14 protein-coding genes are annotated in these 15,103 nt (G+C 72.2%); 7 read left to right on the top strand and 7 right to left on the bottom strand.

The features are described from left to right. The first annotated feature begins 6 nt into the window (after nucleotides 1–6). Genes ACFYT9_RS32730 through ACFYT9_RS32720 form a run of 3 tightly spaced genes read left to right on the top strand, consistent with a single transcriptional unit; the run spans nucleotide 7 to nucleotide 2,549 of the window. Nucleotides 7–1,497, top strand: coding sequence for a leucyl aminopeptidase family protein (locus ACFYT9_RS32730; RefSeq protein WP_389169415.1), 1,491 nt, complete (start codon nucleotides 7–9; stop codon nucleotides 1,495–1,497). 31 nt (nucleotides 1,498–1,528) lie between these two features. After that, nucleotides 1,529–2,197 carry an FMN-binding negative transcriptional regulator gene (locus ACFYT9_RS32725; RefSeq protein ID WP_376601683.1) on the top strand — a complete coding sequence of 223 codons (669 nt, stop codon included), beginning with the start codon at nucleotides 1,529–1,531 and terminating at the stop codon, nucleotides 2,195–2,197. Between the two features lie 52 nt (nucleotides 2,198–2,249). After that, nucleotides 2,250–2,549, top strand: coding sequence for a phosphopantetheine-binding protein (locus ACFYT9_RS32720; protein ID WP_376601685.1), 300 nt, complete (start codon nucleotides 2,250–2,252; stop codon nucleotides 2,547–2,549). 79 nt (nucleotides 2,550–2,628) lie between these two features. Here the strand turns inward: ACFYT9_RS32720 and argJ are convergent, their stop codons facing one another. Beyond that, complete coding sequence (gene argJ, locus ACFYT9_RS32715) at nucleotides 2,629–3,783, bottom strand: bifunctional glutamate N-acetyltransferase/amino-acid acetyltransferase ArgJ (RefSeq protein WP_389169412.1); 1,155 nt, start codon at nucleotides 3,781–3,783, stop codon at nucleotides 2,629–2,631. Between the two features lie 227 nt (nucleotides 3,784–4,010). Next, a complete protein-coding gene (locus ACFYT9_RS32710; RefSeq protein WP_376605013.1) occupies nucleotides 4,011–4,955 on the bottom strand; it encodes a LuxR C-terminal-related transcriptional regulator in 945 nt (314 codons plus the stop codon). A 467-nt stretch (nucleotides 4,956–5,422) separates the two neighbouring features. Between ACFYT9_RS32710 and ACFYT9_RS32705 the strand changes: the two genes are divergently transcribed. Beyond that, nucleotides 5,423–5,629 (top strand): hypothetical protein, encoded by a 207-nt coding sequence (locus ACFYT9_RS32705; protein WP_389169409.1) that lies wholly within the window; start codon nucleotides 5,423–5,425, stop codon nucleotides 5,627–5,629. A 94-nt stretch (nucleotides 5,630–5,723) separates the two neighbouring features. Further along, complete coding sequence (locus tag ACFYT9_RS32700; RefSeq protein WP_376605017.1) at nucleotides 5,724–6,503, top strand: enoyl-CoA hydratase/isomerase family protein; 780 nt, start codon at nucleotides 5,724–5,726, stop codon at nucleotides 6,501–6,503. Between the two features lie 292 nt (nucleotides 6,504–6,795). Here the strand turns inward: ACFYT9_RS32700 and ACFYT9_RS32695 are convergent, their stop codons facing one another. From ACFYT9_RS32695 to argH, 5 genes are all read right to left on the bottom strand, one after another. Continuing rightward, complete coding sequence (locus ACFYT9_RS32695) at nucleotides 6,796–7,203, bottom strand: hypothetical protein (RefSeq protein ID WP_389169406.1); 408 nt, start codon at nucleotides 7,201–7,203, stop codon at nucleotides 6,796–6,798. A gap of 94 nt (nucleotides 7,204–7,297) precedes the next feature. Further along, nucleotides 7,298–8,146, bottom strand: a complete 849-nt coding sequence (locus ACFYT9_RS32690) for an EamA family transporter (RefSeq protein ID WP_387278599.1) — start codon at nucleotides 8,144–8,146, stop codon at nucleotides 7,298–7,300. Nucleotides 8,147–8,216: 70 nt separating this feature from the next. Then, complete coding sequence (locus ACFYT9_RS32685) at nucleotides 8,217–9,164, bottom strand: methionyl-tRNA formyltransferase (RefSeq protein WP_376597947.1); 948 nt, start codon at nucleotides 9,162–9,164, stop codon at nucleotides 8,217–8,219. A gap of 17 nt (nucleotides 9,165–9,181) precedes the next feature. Then, nucleotides 9,182–10,354 carry an argininosuccinate synthase gene (locus ACFYT9_RS32680; protein WP_376597948.1) on the bottom strand — a complete coding sequence of 391 codons (1,173 nt, stop codon included), beginning with the start codon at nucleotides 10,352–10,354 and terminating at the stop codon, nucleotides 9,182–9,184. Between the two features lie 46 nt (nucleotides 10,355–10,400). Beyond that, nucleotides 10,401–11,942: an argininosuccinate lyase gene (gene argH, locus ACFYT9_RS32675; protein WP_389169402.1), complete on the bottom strand. Its 1,542-nt coding sequence runs from the start codon at nucleotides 11,940–11,942 to the stop codon at nucleotides 10,401–10,403. Nucleotides 11,943–12,452: 510 nt separating this feature from the next. On the opposite strand from argH, the gene ACFYT9_RS32670 reads away from it, so the two are divergent. Beyond that, entirely contained in the window at nucleotides 12,453–13,961 is a 1,509-nt protein-coding gene (locus tag ACFYT9_RS32670) for a class I adenylate-forming enzyme family protein (RefSeq protein ID WP_389169400.1), read from the top strand. Next, a complete protein-coding gene (locus ACFYT9_RS32665; protein WP_389169398.1) occupies nucleotides 13,958–15,103 on the top strand; it encodes a hypothetical protein in 1,146 nt (381 codons plus the stop codon). Before ACFYT9_RS32670 ends, ACFYT9_RS32665 begins: the two co-directional genes overlap by 4 nt.

Below are 15,103 nucleotides of genomic sequence, written 5' to 3'. Positions count from 1 at the left end.
AAGACCATGGACATCACCGACTCCCCGACGACCGCCGCCGACTGGACCGGCGACGTGCTCGCGGTGGGCGTCTTCGCCGAGGACGCCCCCCTGCTCGACCGGCCGTGGGCGCGCGCGCTCGACCGGGCCCTCGGCGGGGCGCTGGGGCGACTGCTCTCGTACGACTCCTTCGGCGGCGGCAGGGACGAGCTGGTCGTCGGACCGGGGGCGCCCGGACGGTGCGAGCGGCTCGTCCTGTTCGGTCTGGGCCGCCCCCGGGAGGCCACTCCCCACACCGTGCGGCGGGCGGGCGCGGCCGTGGCCCGGACCCTGACGACCGGCCCCAACGAGCGGGTCGCCGTCACGCTGCCGTCGTGGCGCGCCGGTGAGCTGGAGGTGGCCGAGCATCTGGCGGAGGGGCTGAGCCTCGCCGTGCACTGCGGCAGGTGGAACGTCCTCGGGGACCGCTTCCGCGCGGACTACGGCTCCGACCTGCCGCGGGAGCCGAAGACCGTCGAGCTGCTCGGCAGCGGGATCACCGACGCGGTGCTCCGCGCCTCGGACGCCTTCACCGACGCCGTCGTCCGGGCGCGCGAGTACGTCGCCGCGCCCGCCAACATCATCACCCCGGACCGGCTCGCCCGGGAGGCGTCGGCGCTGGCCGCGCACGAGGGCTTCGAGGTCGAGGTGTGGGACGCGGCCGAGGCGCACGCGCACGGTCTGACCGGCTTCTCCGCCGCCGTCGCCGGCAGCGCCGATCCGGCCCGCCTCGTCCGGATCGGCTACCGTCCCGAGGCCGCCGACCTGCCCCCGGTCGCCGTGATCGGTCTCGGGCTCACGTACGACGACCGGGGTGTGGCCCGCTCCGCCGGCGCCGTCGAGGGCGCGAAGAAGTACATGGCCGGGGCCGGGGCCGTGCTCGGCGCCGCGGCGGCGCTCGCGGCGCTCGGCGGGCGCCGTGAGACGCATCTGATCCTGCCGGCCGCGGCCAAGGCGGAGGGACCCGGCGCCCTGCGCACGGGGGATCTCGTCACGACCGCGTCCGGTGCGACGGTGGAGGTGAACCACGAGGACGGGCACGGCCGGCTGATGCTGGCGGACGCGCTGCACCTGGCGGGCCGCCTCGGCGCCCGGTCCACCGTGAGCGTCTCGGCGCTCGGGCTGCCGGTCGCCGCCGCGCTCGGCCCCAAGGCGGCGGGGGTGTGGAGCACCGACGTGGACCTCACCGCGCAGCTGACCGTGGCGGGCCGGGCGGCGGGCGAACTGCTCTGGCCGCTGCCCCTGGTGGAGGAGTACGGGGACGAGCTGTGGGCCCCGTTCGCCAACAGCAGGGTCGCCGGTCCGCGCAGCGGGGACGGCGCCACGGCGGCGGCCTTCCTCCACCGGTTCGCGCCCGCCTCCTGGGCGCACGTGGAGATCACCGAGCCCGCCTGGTCGCCCCGGATCGACGGCTACTACAACGCCGGCGCCACGGGTTTCGGCACCGGAACCCTCGCCCGCTGGCTGTGCGGGCGCTGACCGCCGTCCGTTCCCGTTCCAAGGAGCTCCCGTGTACGTACCCGATCTGTACCGCGCCCAGGAGACGGCGCTCCACCACGAGGTGATCGAGGGTCATCCGTTCGGGATGCTGACGGCCGTGGTGGACGGCCGCATCCACGGCACGCACATCCCGTTCGTCCTCGACAAGGAGCCGGAGCACGGCCCGAACGGACGGCTGCGTGGCCACCTCTCCAGGGCGAATCCGGTGGTCGCGGCGCTCCGCGCCGGCGAGGAGATGATGGTCGCCTTCGTCGGTCCGCACTCCTACATCCGCCCGGACGACTACGCCTCCGAGCCGCACTTCCCCACGTGGAACTACGCGGCCGTCCACGCGTACGGCCGGCCGCGGGTGATGGAGGGGGAGGAGGAGCTGCGGCAGCTGGCGGACCTGATCGCGCACGAGGAGGCGCGGTTCCTGCCGAAGGAGCCCTGGACCCTGGACCGGGCTCCCGGTGAGCTCGTCGAGGGCTTCCGGAGCGGGATCGTCGCCTTCGAGCTGCCCCTGGACCGGCTGGACGGAATCGTGAAGTTCGGCCAGAACAAGGAGCCCGAGGACGTCAGGGCCCAGATCTCCTCTTTCCGTGCCCGCGCCGCCGAGGCGGCGGCCGCGGCTTCCGCCGTCGCGGACCGCATGGAATCCCACAACGCCGGAAGGCTTTCTTTCCAGCCACCTATGTAGCCCTCGATCCAGCCACCTTTTCAGCCCTCCACCCGAAAGGCGCACTGAAGCCATGCCCGGAGCAATTGATTCCGCTCTCTCCCCCTCCCCCGAGGACGTCCAGGAAAGGCTGTCGGCGATCTGGCGGGATCTTTTCGGAGAAGCCGATATGCGGATCCGCGAGGACGACGACTTCTTCGCGCTGGGCGCCTCTTCGCTGCTGGCCATGCGGATGGCCGTGGCCGCGTCCGAGGAGTTCCGGGTGACGGTCGGCATCGTCGCCGTGGCCGAGAACCCCACCCTTTCCGGATTGGCCGGACACATCGCGGGCCTGGCCGGAGCGAGTGGTGAGCGTGAGGAAGGCGAGCTGTGAGCGGGTGAGCCCCGCCCGCGTACGGCCCCGCCCGGGACACCCGGGAGGGGTCGTACGCGCCGTACCGCGGCCGGGCCGGTCAGGTGGTGTAGCCGGAGTTGAGCTCGACGTAGCCCTCGGTCAGGTCGCAGCCGTAGACGGTGAACTCTCCGTCGGCGATGCCGAGGTCGATCCGGATCACGACCTCGTCCCCCGAGAGGTACGCGCGGGCGCGCTCCAGCATGGCGTCGTCCGGCTCCTCCGGGAACATCTCCAGGTCGCCGTAGTGGATCCGCACCCGGGCCGGCTCGATGTCGTGGTCGTCGTCGAGCTTGCCGACGGCCATCGCCACGCGTCCCCAGTTCGGGTCCGCGCCGTGCACGGAGGTCTTGACCAGCGGGGAGTTGACCACCGCCTTGCCCGCCCGCTTGGCCTGGGCCGTGTCCCTGGCGCCGGTGACCCGCACCTCCAGCAGCTTGCCGGCGCCCTCGCCGTCCGAGGCGATGTCCCGGACCAGCGCCAGGGCGGCCTGGTACAGCACCTCCTCGAACTCGGCCTCGTCCACGGGCCCCGCCAGACCGTTGGCGAACACGGCGGCGGTGTCGCTGGTCGAGGTGTCGGTGTCGATGCTGAGGGCGTTGAACGTCCTGTCGGTGACGCGCCGGAAGACGGCGTCGAGCCGGTCCGCGTCGAGCTGGGCGTCGGTGAAGAAGAAGGTCAGCAGCGTCGCCATGTTGGGCTCGATCATGCCGACCCCCTTCGCGATGCCCACGACCACCGCGTCGCCACAGCGCAGGTGGACGGACTTGGCACGGGTGTCGGTGGTCATGATGGCGGCGGCCGCCGCCTCGAAGTCGGCGGCGGGCAGGGGCTGCGGGATCTTGGCGATGCCCTCGCGAATGCCCTCGATGGGGTAGGGACGCCCGATCACACCGGTGGAGCCGATCACCAGCTCCTCGGGCAGGACGCCGGCCTTCTCGGCGGCGAGCCTGCGCACTTCCTCCGCGTGCGCGGCGCCGACCTTGCCGGTCGCGACGTTGGCGTTGCGGGAGACGACGACCATGCCGCGGCTCCGGTGCCGGGCGGTGTCCTCACGGCTGAGGACGACGCTGGGGCCGGCGAAGCGCGACTTGGTGAAGACGGCCGCGGAGACGGCCGACACCTCGGACACCACCACCGCGAAGTCGTGCGCGATGTCCTTGAGACCCATGTTGGCGGTGTACGAGCGGAATCCCCGCGGAACGGCCAGCTCCATGATCGATTGCCTTCTCTCACTCGGTTCGACTCAGACCGGCTGCCGCATCAAAATTCTGAGGGCAGCATATTTACTTGCTACAGGGTGCCATGGAACCACACACGGAACGTACAGATGACCTGCCAACGCCCTTCACACGTACGGACATGGCGGACGGAGGCGTGCGGCGCGCCAGAGGGCGGTAGTCCCCCTGGCGTGCATAAAATCCATGCCGGTCCCGCCCAGCCTCAGGGGTTGTCGAGCCAGCCCCTGGCCATCGCCCTGGCGCCCGCCTGGAAGCGGCTGTCCGCTTCGAGCCGCTCCATCACGTCGGTCATCAACCGGCGCAGCGTGCGGGAGGACACCCCGAGACACCGCGCGATCGCCTCGTCCTTGTGCCCCTCGGCCAGCATCCGCACCAGGGCCCGCTCCCGCTCGTCGAGCACGGAGCCGGCCACGTCGGCCCCCTCCCGGGACCCGCGGTTCACCGGCTCCCCGAGCGGCGGCACGACCGCTCCGTGCACCCAGCAGTGCTCGAAGATCCGGACGAGGACGTGAACGAGCTCGGGACCCTTGAACTCCAGCGCGGCGAACCGCCCTTCGCGCGGCAGGGTCGAGGCGTACCCGAGCACGCCGTCCACCACGATCAGCCGGAGCGGCAGGACCGAGGCCACCCGCACCTCACCCCCCGCTTCCTGCAGGTTCATCAGATGCGCCCGCCCGTAGGGGATGCGCAGCATGCAGTCGAGGTGGATCGAGCGCATCGTCACACCGCGCTCCAGGACCTGCTGGTTCCGCTCCATGCTGTCCGCGAGCATGGTGGCCGAGAGCGGTGCGCCCGGGTGCATGCTGAGGACCTCCTTGCGCGCCCGGGCGGCCGCCCCCTCCAGGGCGGAGACCACCTCGGCCTCGTTCTCCAGGAGGGTCACGCCGAAGGCACCCCGGTCGGTGGCCTGGATGGCCATCAGGTTCTCGCTCAGCGCCGCGAGGACGACCCTCCCCCGGTGCAGCTCCTCCAGGCGCCGCCGCAGCGACACCTCCTCGCGTTCGAGCACCCGGGCGAGGGCGACCTCGGGCGAAGCGGGCGTCGGCAGCGCCGCGTTCGAACGCACCAGACCGCTGTCCGCGAGGAAGTCCATCGCGGAGCTGAGTGCCTGCGGTTCCGCCCGAAGGTGCTCCTGGGCGTCCCTCAAGGTCGAACCGGGTGCGGTAACCAGAAACCGGAACAATTCGTGAACAGCATCGGTCCCCACGTTCATCAGTCAACAACTCCCCCACTCGCGCCGAGCCTGACAGGGGGATCCTGCGCGAGGCATATATATGCACGCAAGGTCATGTTTCATGATGCCGCGTTCACTCGAATCGAGGAGATTTCCGCTTTCGCCCTCGTTCGGCATCCCTCAGGCGATATGCGACTCCAGGATCTTCGGTGGACACCTCGGCCGCCTCCGATTCTTCGAGGCTGCGGGGCGGTTCTCCCCTGTTCCTCCATCGTCTCGCCATCCGAGAAGAATTCGTCCATGTCCGCTTTCTGTCATGTCCTCTCGTGGACACCTGGCGCCCCTGTACCGCCGTCCGCCGCCTGAGCATGCTGGGGACGACCGCCGGACAACTCCAACGATCCGGCCGGATGTCGACCTTCCTGGGAGATTCGATTCACGTGAGTGCACGTCATATGTCGGTGGGTGTCTGTACGGGCTGGGCCCGCGTGTGCCGCAACTCGGCCACGATCGCGGCGGCCGTCGTGGCCGCGGCCGGACTGGCGGCCGCGGTGCCGGCCGTCCTCGCGTCCGGCGAGTCCCGCCCCGCGCTCGGTCTGCAGAGCGGTGAACTCGGCGCGACGGAAGAGGACTTCGCCTGGGGCTGACGGGCGCCCGCCCGCTCGTCCCCGTGACGGTCCACGTCACCACGCCTCGCTGTCCGAGGCCACGACATTCCGATCGACCCGGGAGGGCTGCCGCGTGTCATCCACCAGTACGACGACGGCGAGCATGAAGTGCGAGGTGCTGGCCGGCGGGGTCGCCCTCGTCGAGTTCTCGCACGCGCACGAACAGAATCCGTTCAGCAGGGCGCGGATGCGTGAACTCACGCGGCTCATGCTGGACCTGGACGCCGACGACGCCGTGGGCTGTGTGGTCCTGTACGGCGGGCCCGACCGCTCCTTCGGGGCGGGCGGCGACTTCCACGAGGTGTCGGAGTTCCACGGCGGCGACGAGGTCGACGCCTGGATCGACGACATCACCACCCTGTACAGCACCGTCGCCGGCATCTCGAAGCCCGTCGTGGCCGCCATCGACGGCTACGCGATCGGCGTCGGGCTCCAGATCGCCCTCTGCTGCGACCTGCGGATCGGCAGCCGCTCGGCCAAGCTCGTGATGCCCGAGTTCCGGGTCGGGATCGCCTGCAACTTCGGCGGCTACATGCTGGAGACGGTGGTCGGCCGCAGCGTCATGCAGGACATGCTCTACTCCTGCGACGAGTGGCCGGCCGAGCGGGCCCTCGGCGACCGGCTGCTGCACGAGGTGACCGCTCCCGAGGAACTCCTGGACCGGGCCCTCGACCGGGCGAACCGCATCGCCGGCTACACCGCGGCGGCCGTCAGGTCGACCCGGTCCCGCGTGAACGGCCCCTTCGTGCGGGGCCTCCAGCGGGTGTGCGAGGAGGGCAAGCGGTCCCACCGCACGGCCTTCTCCGCCGGCGAGGCACAGCAGCGGATGCGGCGGATCATCGGAAAGGCCTGACACCGCCCCGGTGGAGGACGCCTTCGTGCCCGCCGCTCCCGAGGAGCGGCGGGCACAGGCGTCCACGGGTTCCGCCGTCACCCACCGGACCCGGAGGAGCGGGGACGCTCTTCCCGGGCGCGGTCCCGGGTCATCGCCGCACCGTCCGGCCCCGGCAGGTACGCCGACCACCCGCCGGCCCCGGTGTCCCGGCGGCCCTCGCCGCCCTGCGCCCGGCGGTTCTCCGCGCTCCGTCCGCGGTCCTGGCGGCCGAGGCGCCCCAGGACGAACTCCTTCCAGGCACGCAGCCGGGTCACCGGGACCCTCCGGAACGGCCCCCGGCCGGCAGGAGCCGGGCGGTCCCGTCCACCAGACCGTTGCGACGCCGCCAGTCCTCGCAGATGAGCTCGAAGTCGCCGAGGGTGAAGCCCGCTGCGGCCATCCGCCCGATCATGGCCTCGCCCAGGACCAGCCGCAGCAGCTCCGCCGTGTCCCCGCCGCTGCTCTCGGGCAGGTCGACGGGGAGCGCCCGCACGGGAGGCAGCGTGAACGCCAGCCCCTTGAGCTCGTAGCGGACACCGGGCGGGAGTGAGCGGGCACGGCGGGCGGCGAGCACGTCGAGGGAGACCGTCCCGGTGCCCGCGGCGGAGTCGGCACCGGTGCAGCCGCTCCTTCTGATCACTCCGTTCGTCGCGGGCAGGATGGGGTCGGTGGCGGGCACGGGGACCTCCGGTCGGGAGAAGCGGGCGGACGAGGTGCGGGGCCGGGCCCGGCCGGTCGGGTTCCGGGCGACGGGTCGGTTCCGGGCGACGGGGTCAGTTCCAGGCGAGCAGCACGACGCTGCCCACGGCCAGGGCCACGCCGACGTGCTGGATCCCCCGGATGCGCTCCTTGAGGACCATCCGCGCCAGCAGCACGGTGCTGATCGGGTACAGCGACGCCAGCAGCCCGATCACGGCGAGGCTGCCGTCCCGGACCGCGACGAGGAAGAGCGCGCTGGACCCCATGTCGAGCACGCCGGAGAGCAGGGCGAGCCGGGCGGGCCGGGCGGAGAGCGCCGGCGAGGTCCGCCGTACCAGGATGAAGAGCAGGATCGCGCTGAGCGAGGCGCAGCGGGCCCACACCAGGGGCCACAGGCTGGTCTCGCTCGACGTGTGGGCCAGGAGGACGAAGAAGGCGCCGAATCCGGCGCCGGCGAGCAGGGCCAGGGCCAGACTGCGCAGCATCGCCCGCCGGTCGGCGTCCTCCCCCGTGCCGTCGCCGCTGAGGGAGACGAGGAGCACGGCGGCGATCGCGCACACGACGCCGATGACGGCCAGGGCGGAGAGCCGGTCGCCGGTCAGGACGCCCGCGACGACGGGCAGCGCCGCCGCCGCGGCGGCGGTGGTCGGGGCGACCAGGCTCATCACGCCGCTGGCCAGGGCCCGGTAGAGCAGGACCGCGCCCGCGCTGCCGCACAGCCCGGCGAGCGCGCCCCAGAAGACCTCGTTCCAGCTGCTGCCCGACCGGGAGAGCAGGCCGACGAGGACGAGTGCCGTGGCGAGCCCGGCGGCGTTCGACCAGACGACCACGATGACGGCACGGGCCGTCTTGGCCGCGAGTCCGCCGACGAAGTCGCCGGCGCCGAGCACCATCGCCGAGGCGAGCGCCAGGAACAGGTTCACCAGTTACTCCTTGTGCGAAGAAGCCGGGGGCGGCCGTGGAAGGCCGCCCCCGGTGTGGATCCGGGACGCGCTACGGACGGCTGGTCAGATAGCCGCCCATGGTCCGGAAGAAGTCGACCCCGCGGTGCTCGACGCCGTCGTCGGTGCGCACCCGCTCCACCACCAGGCCGTGCTCGGTGCCGCGGCGCGCGCCGGGACCGCAGACGATGGCGACCCCCTCGCCCACGGGGCGGAACACCCGGCCGACGGTGCCGCCGAGCCGCATGGGCGAGATCGAGGCGGACAGGATGCGGACGCGCTCGCCCTTGTAGTAGGCGAAGGCGTTCGGGTACGGGTCGACCTGGGCCCGCACCAGGTTGGCGATGTCCTGCGCCGTCCAGTTCCAGTCGACCCTGCTGTCCTCGACGGACCGCTTGTGGAAGAAGGTGGCCTGCGCCGGGTCCTGCGGGGTCCAGTCGGTGCGGCCCGACCCGATCAGCTCCAGCGACTCCAGCACGGCGGGCGCGAAGAGGTCGATGGTCTTGTGGAAGAGGTCCGTGACGGTGTCCTTGTCCTCCACCGCCACGCGCTTCTGCACCACGATGTCGCCGAGGTCGAAGTTCTCGTCCATGAAGTGCACGGTGACGCCGACCTCGGACTCGCCGTTGATGAGCGCCCAGTTGAGCGGGGCGAAGCCGCCGTACCGGGGCAGCAGGGCGTCATGGATGTTGATGGCGCCGTAGGTGGCGAGGGCGTAGATCTCCGGGGCGACCCAGCTGCGCCAGTCCGAGGAGACCAGGAGGTCGGGCTCCAGCTCCCGGAGCCGCTCGGCGACCTCCTCGTCGTTGGCGTACTTGCGGGTCAGCACGGGGATGCCGTGGCGTTCCGCGAGGGCGACGACCGAGTCGTTCCAGATGGTTTCGTAGGCGTGGCCGCTCGCCGGGTGGGTGATGACGAGCGGAACCTCGTGCTCGGACTCCAGGAGTGCTTCCAGGACCCGGTGACCCCAGGTCTGGTAGCCCATGAAGACGACGCGCATGCGTGTGGCCCTTCCGGTCACGGCCGCGTCAGCGGCAGGGACCATACGTAGGCGAAGCCGGCGCCCGCCTTGTGGTCGAAGGTGTCGCCGGCCTCGTACGTGGCGAGCGCACCGCTGTAACGGGAGTTCGGGGACTTCCGGCTGACCACCGTGCAGGAGCCCTTGTGGAGCTCCATGGTGATCTCGCCGTTGACCTGCGGCTGGAGCGTGGCGACGAAGCCGTCCAGGGCGCGGCGCAGGTCGGAGAACCAGTAGCCGTAGTAGGCGAGTTCGGAGTAGCGCAGGGCGAGTCCCTGCTTGTGGTGGAGCGTCTCGCGGTCCAGGACGAGCGCTTCGAGCTCCTCGTGCGCCGCCATCAGCACGGTCGCGGCGGGCGCCTCGTAGATGCCCCGGGTCTTGAAGCCGACGACGCGGCTCTCGACGATGTCGACGCGGCCGACGCCGTGGCGGGCCGCGGTCGTGTTCAGCCGGTCGACCAGCGCGGTGAGTTCCAGCTTCTCGCCGTCGAGGGTGACGGGCACGCCGGCGGCGAAGCCGATGGTGACCCGCTCGGCCTGGTCCGGGGCCGCCTTGGGGTCGGTGGTGAGCTGCCAGGCGCGGGCCGGCGGGGGCTGCTCGACGTCGTCCAGTTCACCGCACTCGATGCTGGTGCCCCAGATGTTGGTGTCGATGCTGTACGGGTTCTCCTTGGTCACCGACACCTCGATGCCGTGCTCCCGGGCGTAGGCGAGCTCCGACTCGCGGGTGGTCAGCTCCCAGTCGATGACCGGGGCCAGCACCTTCAGCTTCGGGTCGAGCGCGGTGACGCTGGTGTGGAAGCGCACCTGGTCGTTGCCCTTGCCGGTGGCGCCGTGGGCGACCGCGTCGGCGCCCTCGGCGTGCGCGATCTCGACCATCCGCTGGGCGATCAGCGGCCGGGAGAGCGGCGCCGCCACCAGGTACTTGTTCTCGTAGCGGGCGTGCGCCTGCAGGGCCGGCAGGGCGAAGTCCTTCAGGAAGCGCTCGGAGAGCGGCTCCATGTAGACCTTCGAAGCGCCGGTGCGCAGGGCCCGCTCCTTGACGACCTCCAGCGACTCCATCTGGCCGATGTCCGCGCAGAAGGCGATGACCTCGGCGTCGTAGCGCTGCTTCAGCCAGTGCAGGGCGACGGAGGTGTCGAGTCCTCCGGAGTACGCGAGCACGATCTTCATGGGTTCTCCAGGGTGCTGTGGCGGACGGGGAACGGTGCCGTCGGGGTCAGCGCGGCGCCGGGGCGGGCAGCTCGGCCAGCACGGTGTCGAGGACCTTGCTGATCTCCGCGCCGCCGGCGACCTCGCGGGCGGCCCGCAGGGTGGCCTCGTGCGCGGTGCCGAGCGTGCGGCGAGTGGTCTCCAGCCAGGCGGCGTGGCCCTCCACCGCGGCGCGCAGCTCGGCGCGGACGGCCTCCACGCTCTGCGGGGAGGTGCCGCCGGGGCTGGTGTAGCTGGTCACGGCGGTGCGGGGGGCGAAGATGTGCGCCAGCACCGACTCCTCGACGGGGTGGCCGAGCTCGGCGAGGATCCGCGCGCCGGAGGCGGTGTCGCGCAGCGTCGAACCGCCCTTGATCAGGGTCGAGACGAGGGTGCCGGTGATGTGGTGGGCCTCGCGGAAGGGGATCCCGCGGTCGGAGACCAGGTAGTTGGCGAGCTCGGTGGCGGTGGAGAAGTTGTCCCAGCACAGGCTCTCGCCGCGCTCGCTGTCGAACCGCAGGCCCCGGGTCTGGCCCACGACGATCCGCAGGGTCGACAGGTAGGTGTCGATGGCGTTCCACAGGAACGGCTTGTCGTCCTGGAGGTCGCAGCTGTAGCCGAGCGTCACGCCCTTGGCCATGGTGAGCAGCTGGACGAGGGTGCCGACGGTCCGGCCGGAACGGCCGCGGGTCAGTTCGGCGACGACCGGGTTCTTCTTCTGCGGCATGATCGAGCTGCCGGTGGCGTACGCGTCGGAGACCTCGACCAGGCTGTACTCGTGCCCGCTCCACATCACGATCTCCTCGGCCATGCGGGAGAGGTTGTTCCCTCCGAGCGCGAAGGCCGAGGCGGTCTCGATGAGGTAGTCGCGGGCGCTGGTGGCGTCCAGGGCGTGGCTCAGGACGCTGCCGAAGCCCAGCAGGCGCGCGGTGAGTTCGCGGTCCAGCGGGAAGGACGTGCCGGCCAGGGCGCAGGCGCCGAGGGGTGCTTCGTCGGTCCGCTCGAACGCGCCGCGCAGGCGGCGGACGTCGCGCAGCAGCATGCTGGCGTGGGCGGTCTTCCAGAATCCGACGGAGACCGGCTGCGCGGCCTGGCTGTGCGTGTAGCCCGGGAGGATCGAGAGCAGCTCCTCCTCCGGGAAGGAGAGCAGTTCCTCGATCAGGGCGAGGTTCGCGGCGACGGCGTCGAGCTGGGCGCGGCGCAGGTACATGCGGGCGTCGGTGGAGACCTGGTCGTTGCGGGAGCGCGCGGTGTGCATGTGGCCGCCGACCTCGCGGCCGAGGTCCTCGATCACCATCTGCTCGATGTTGAAGTGGACGTCCTCCAGCTCCGGACGGAGCGTCAGCTCGCCGCGCTCGTGGCGCTCCCAGAGCCCCAGCAGGGAGCCGAGGATCGCGCGCGCGGTCTCCTCGGGGACGACGCCCTGGCGGCCGAGCATCAGCACGTGCGCCATGTCCTGCCAGAGATCGGCGAAGACGAGACGGACGTCGACGTCCGTCGTGAGCGTGTAGTCGAGAACATCGGGCGTGATGTCCTCGTCGAAACGGCCGCCCCACAACTTGTCGGTCATGAAAGTTCTCTTCCTTTGCTCCGGGCCTGATGCAGCCGCATTTCTCGTCCGTCGGCGGCGAATTTCGATCATCAGACGGCACCCGAAGAACTGTCCATGGGCCTTGCCTGGCCGCGTCGGGTCGTGACCGGAAACGGACAGCCCGGCGCGCGGGATCCGGCATGCGGGCGACCTTCGGTTTCGGCCCGATTCCCGCTGCCAGAAGGGGTGTTGACCCCGCTCACCTGCATGTCTCGCCATGTGGACCGGCCTTGTCCGGCCGACTTCCCTGTGATTTCGTCACATCGCCCGCCGATCCCGTACCGGAAGTCGCGACGGCCGGCCCGGGCGGTGTCCGCGAGTGACACCGCGCGTCCACTTCTTCGAAATCCCTCCGCGCGAAATCCCATTTCCGCGGGGGTGATCCGTTTTACCGGCGGATGAACCGCCGACCGCGCCCGGCGCCGGCGCGGCGCCGTCCATTCACACCGCCGTCCGCCCCGGCGCGTCCCGACCTGGAGGAAGTCCACCGTGTCCCAGCGAGCCCCGGCCGTGGGCGTCGAGAGCGCCCCGGAAGACCACGGCGCGCTGTACACCACCTTCCTGGCCGCGGCGCTCGCCGCTCCGCACGCGCCCGCCGTGGTCGGCCTCGACGGGGCGGTGTCGTCGTACGCGACCCTGCTCGACGCGGTGGAGACCGCCGCCGACCGGCTCGCGGCCGAGCTCGGCGAGGGGGACGTCCTCGGTCTCGCCGTCGGCGATCCGGTCGTCTTCGTCGCGCTCTACCTGGCCGCGGCGAAGCTCCACGTGGTCACGGTCCTCCTCGACAGCCGGCTGTCCGAGCGGGAGCGGGAGCGGAGCAGCGCCCGGTTCGACCTGACCCGGCTGGCCGTGGACGCGCCCGGCCCGGACGGCGGGCCGGGCGCCTTCCGCCTCGATCCCGTCCCCGACGCCACCGGGCCCCGCGGAGGGACCGGGGAGGGCTATCTGCCCGGGGACTTCGTCGTGCACTGCACGTCCGGCTCGACCGGCGAGCCGAAGGGCATCGTCATGAGCCAGGCGGCCGTCGCGGCCCGGGTCCGGCTGTGGAGCGGCGAACTGGCGCTGACCGCCTCGGACGTGGTGCTGTGCGCGCTCCCGCTGTCGCACTGCCACGGCATCGACATCCTGACGCTGCCCGGCCTTCTGAACGGGGCGACGGTGGTCTTCGCCCGGGGCGACCGGCTGACGGGACGGGGCATCGCCCGGCTCGTCGAGACGCGGGGCGTCACGGTGGTGAGCGGGCTGCCGGTCATGTACCGGATGCTCACCTCGGCGCGCGGGGTGCCCGCGGCGGCGCTCCGGCCCCTCCGGCTGGCGGTCTCCGGCAGCGCGCCGCTCGGGACGAGCACCCAGGAGGCGTTCCTGGAGCGCTACGGCCTGCCGCTGCGGCAGGTGTACGGGCTCTCCGAGATCGGCGCCATCTGCTTCGACAGGGGCTACGTCGGCCAGAACTCCATCGGCACGCCCATCGCCGGGGTGGAGCACCGGCTCGAACCGGTGGACGGCGGGGGCACCGGCACCGAGGACCTCCGCGAACTCTGGGTGCGCGGCCCCGCGCTCGCCCGCGGCTACTACCGGGACCCCGCCCAGACCGCCGAGATGTTCGAGGACGGCTGGCTGCGGACCCACGACCTCGTCCGGGCCGACGAGGACGGCTGGTACGTCCTCGGCCGCCGGTCGGGCTTCATCAACGTCGCCGGGCACAAGGTCGGCCCGCTGGAGGTCGAGGCCGCGCTGCGCGAGTGCCCCGGGGTGCTGGAGAGCGCGGTGGTCGGCGTCCCCGATCCCCGGACCACCGAGCGGATCGCGGCCCTGCTCGTCGTCGACCGTGACGCCGACCTGGACGCGGTACGACGCCAGCTCGGCCGGCGGCTGCTCCCCCACCAGCTGCCGCAGCGGTACGAACGCGCCGCCGCGCTGCCCCGTACACCGCTCGGCAAGACCGACTACGCCGCCGTGAGGGAGCTCATGCGCACCGAGGAGAGGAACGCCGAATGACCACCGGCCTGATCGAGGAGAGCGTCCTCCCGGACGCGCGGGAACGGCTCGACGCCGTGGCGGAGGGACTCCACGCCGCGCTGACGGCCGGCCCGGCGGAGGAGCACGAGCGGGACGCGGGACCGGTGTTCGCCCTCCTGAAGCGGACCCGCGCCACGACGATGCTCGTCCCCGAGGACTGCGGCGGCAAGGGGATCACGGCCGAGGCGGCGGTCCGCTTCCAGGTCGCGCTCGGCCGGTCGGCCCCCTCCGCCGCCCTCGCGACGACCATGCACCACTACAAGATCGCCGCGCTCGGCCAGGTGGCCGCCACCGGCGACGAGGGCGCCCGGACCATCCTCCGGGGCATCGCCCGTGACGCCCGGCTCGTCGCCTCCGGCGGCGCCGAGTCGACCCCCGGCCGCGACCTCGGGAACCTCGGCAGCCGGGCGGTGCGCGACGCCGACGGCTACCGCGTCAGCGGACTCAAGCGGCCCTGCTCCCTGTCCTCCGGCATGGACGTGCTGTCGCTGATGGTCGAGCTGCGCGCGGAGGACGGAACGCCCGACGGCTTCGCCCAGGCGTTCGTGGACGCCGACGCCGAGGGACTGGAGCGCGAGCCGTTCTGGCAGAGCCCCCTGTTCCTCGCGGCGGAGAGCCACGCGGTGCACCTGTCGGACGTGCGGGTGCCCGGGGAGCGGGTCTTCCCGCTGCGGGGCGAGACCGGCCGGCGCTTCGCCACCGACTGCTACAGCTGGTTCCAGCTGCTGATCAGCGCCTCGTACCTCGGGGTCGCCCACTGCCTGGCGGAGGCCACGCCCGAGGGCCGGCGACTCGGCTCGCGCCGCTGGACCGGAGCGACGGCGGAGCTCCGCGCCCTGGAGTCCGTCCTGCTCGAAGCGGCCCGCGCGACCGACGACGGGGCCCCGGCCGAGCAGCGGCTCAACCTGGCCGTGGCGGCACGCGACCGGGTCGAGGACGCGATCGGCGGCATCGGCGGCCTGCTGCTGCGGGCCGCGGGCGGCGCGGCCTTCGCCCGCACCTCCTTCCACACCCTCCTCGCCGGCGGTCTGAACGCCCTCGCGTTCCACCCGCCGCAGCGCGGCGCCCGCGACGGCATCGGCCTGGAGTCCCTGCACCCCGACGTGAAGGACCGCGACTGA

Origin of the sequence: Streptomyces sp. NPDC004435 (assembly GCF_042873895.1) — a bacterium.
GTDB lineage: Bacteria > Actinomycetota > Actinomycetes > Streptomycetales > Streptomycetaceae > Streptomyces.
The sequence above is the reverse complement of the archived record's forward strand: the minus strand, read 5'-3'. Positions and strand labels throughout refer to the sequence as shown.

Bases quoted from the DNA above. Each gene is read 5' to 3' on its own strand.
- ACFYT9_RS32730 (WP_389169415.1), top strand. From the start codon at position 7: ATGGACATCACCGACTCCCCGACGACCGCCGCCGACTGGACCGGCGAC.
- ACFYT9_RS32665 (WP_389169398.1), top strand. From the start codon at position 13,958: ATGACCACCGGCCTGATCGAGGAGAGCGTCCTCCCGGACGCGCGGGAA.
- argJ (WP_389169412.1), bottom strand. From the start codon at position 3,783: ATGGAGCTGGCCGTTCCGCGGGGATTCCGCTCGTACACCGCCAACATG.
- ACFYT9_RS32685 (WP_376597947.1), bottom strand. From the start codon at position 9,164: ATGCGCGTCGTCTTCATGGGCTACCAGACCTGGGGTCACCGGGTCCTG.
- argH (WP_389169402.1), bottom strand. From the start codon at position 11,942: ATGACCGACAAGTTGTGGGGCGGCCGTTTCGACGAGGACATCACGCCC.
- ACFYT9_RS32720 (WP_376601685.1), top strand. From the start codon at position 2,250: ATGCCCGGAGCAATTGATTCCGCTCTCTCCCCCTCCCCCGAGGACGTC.
- ACFYT9_RS32680 (WP_376597948.1), bottom strand. From the start codon at position 10,354: ATGAAGATCGTGCTCGCGTACTCCGGAGGACTCGACACCTCCGTCGCC.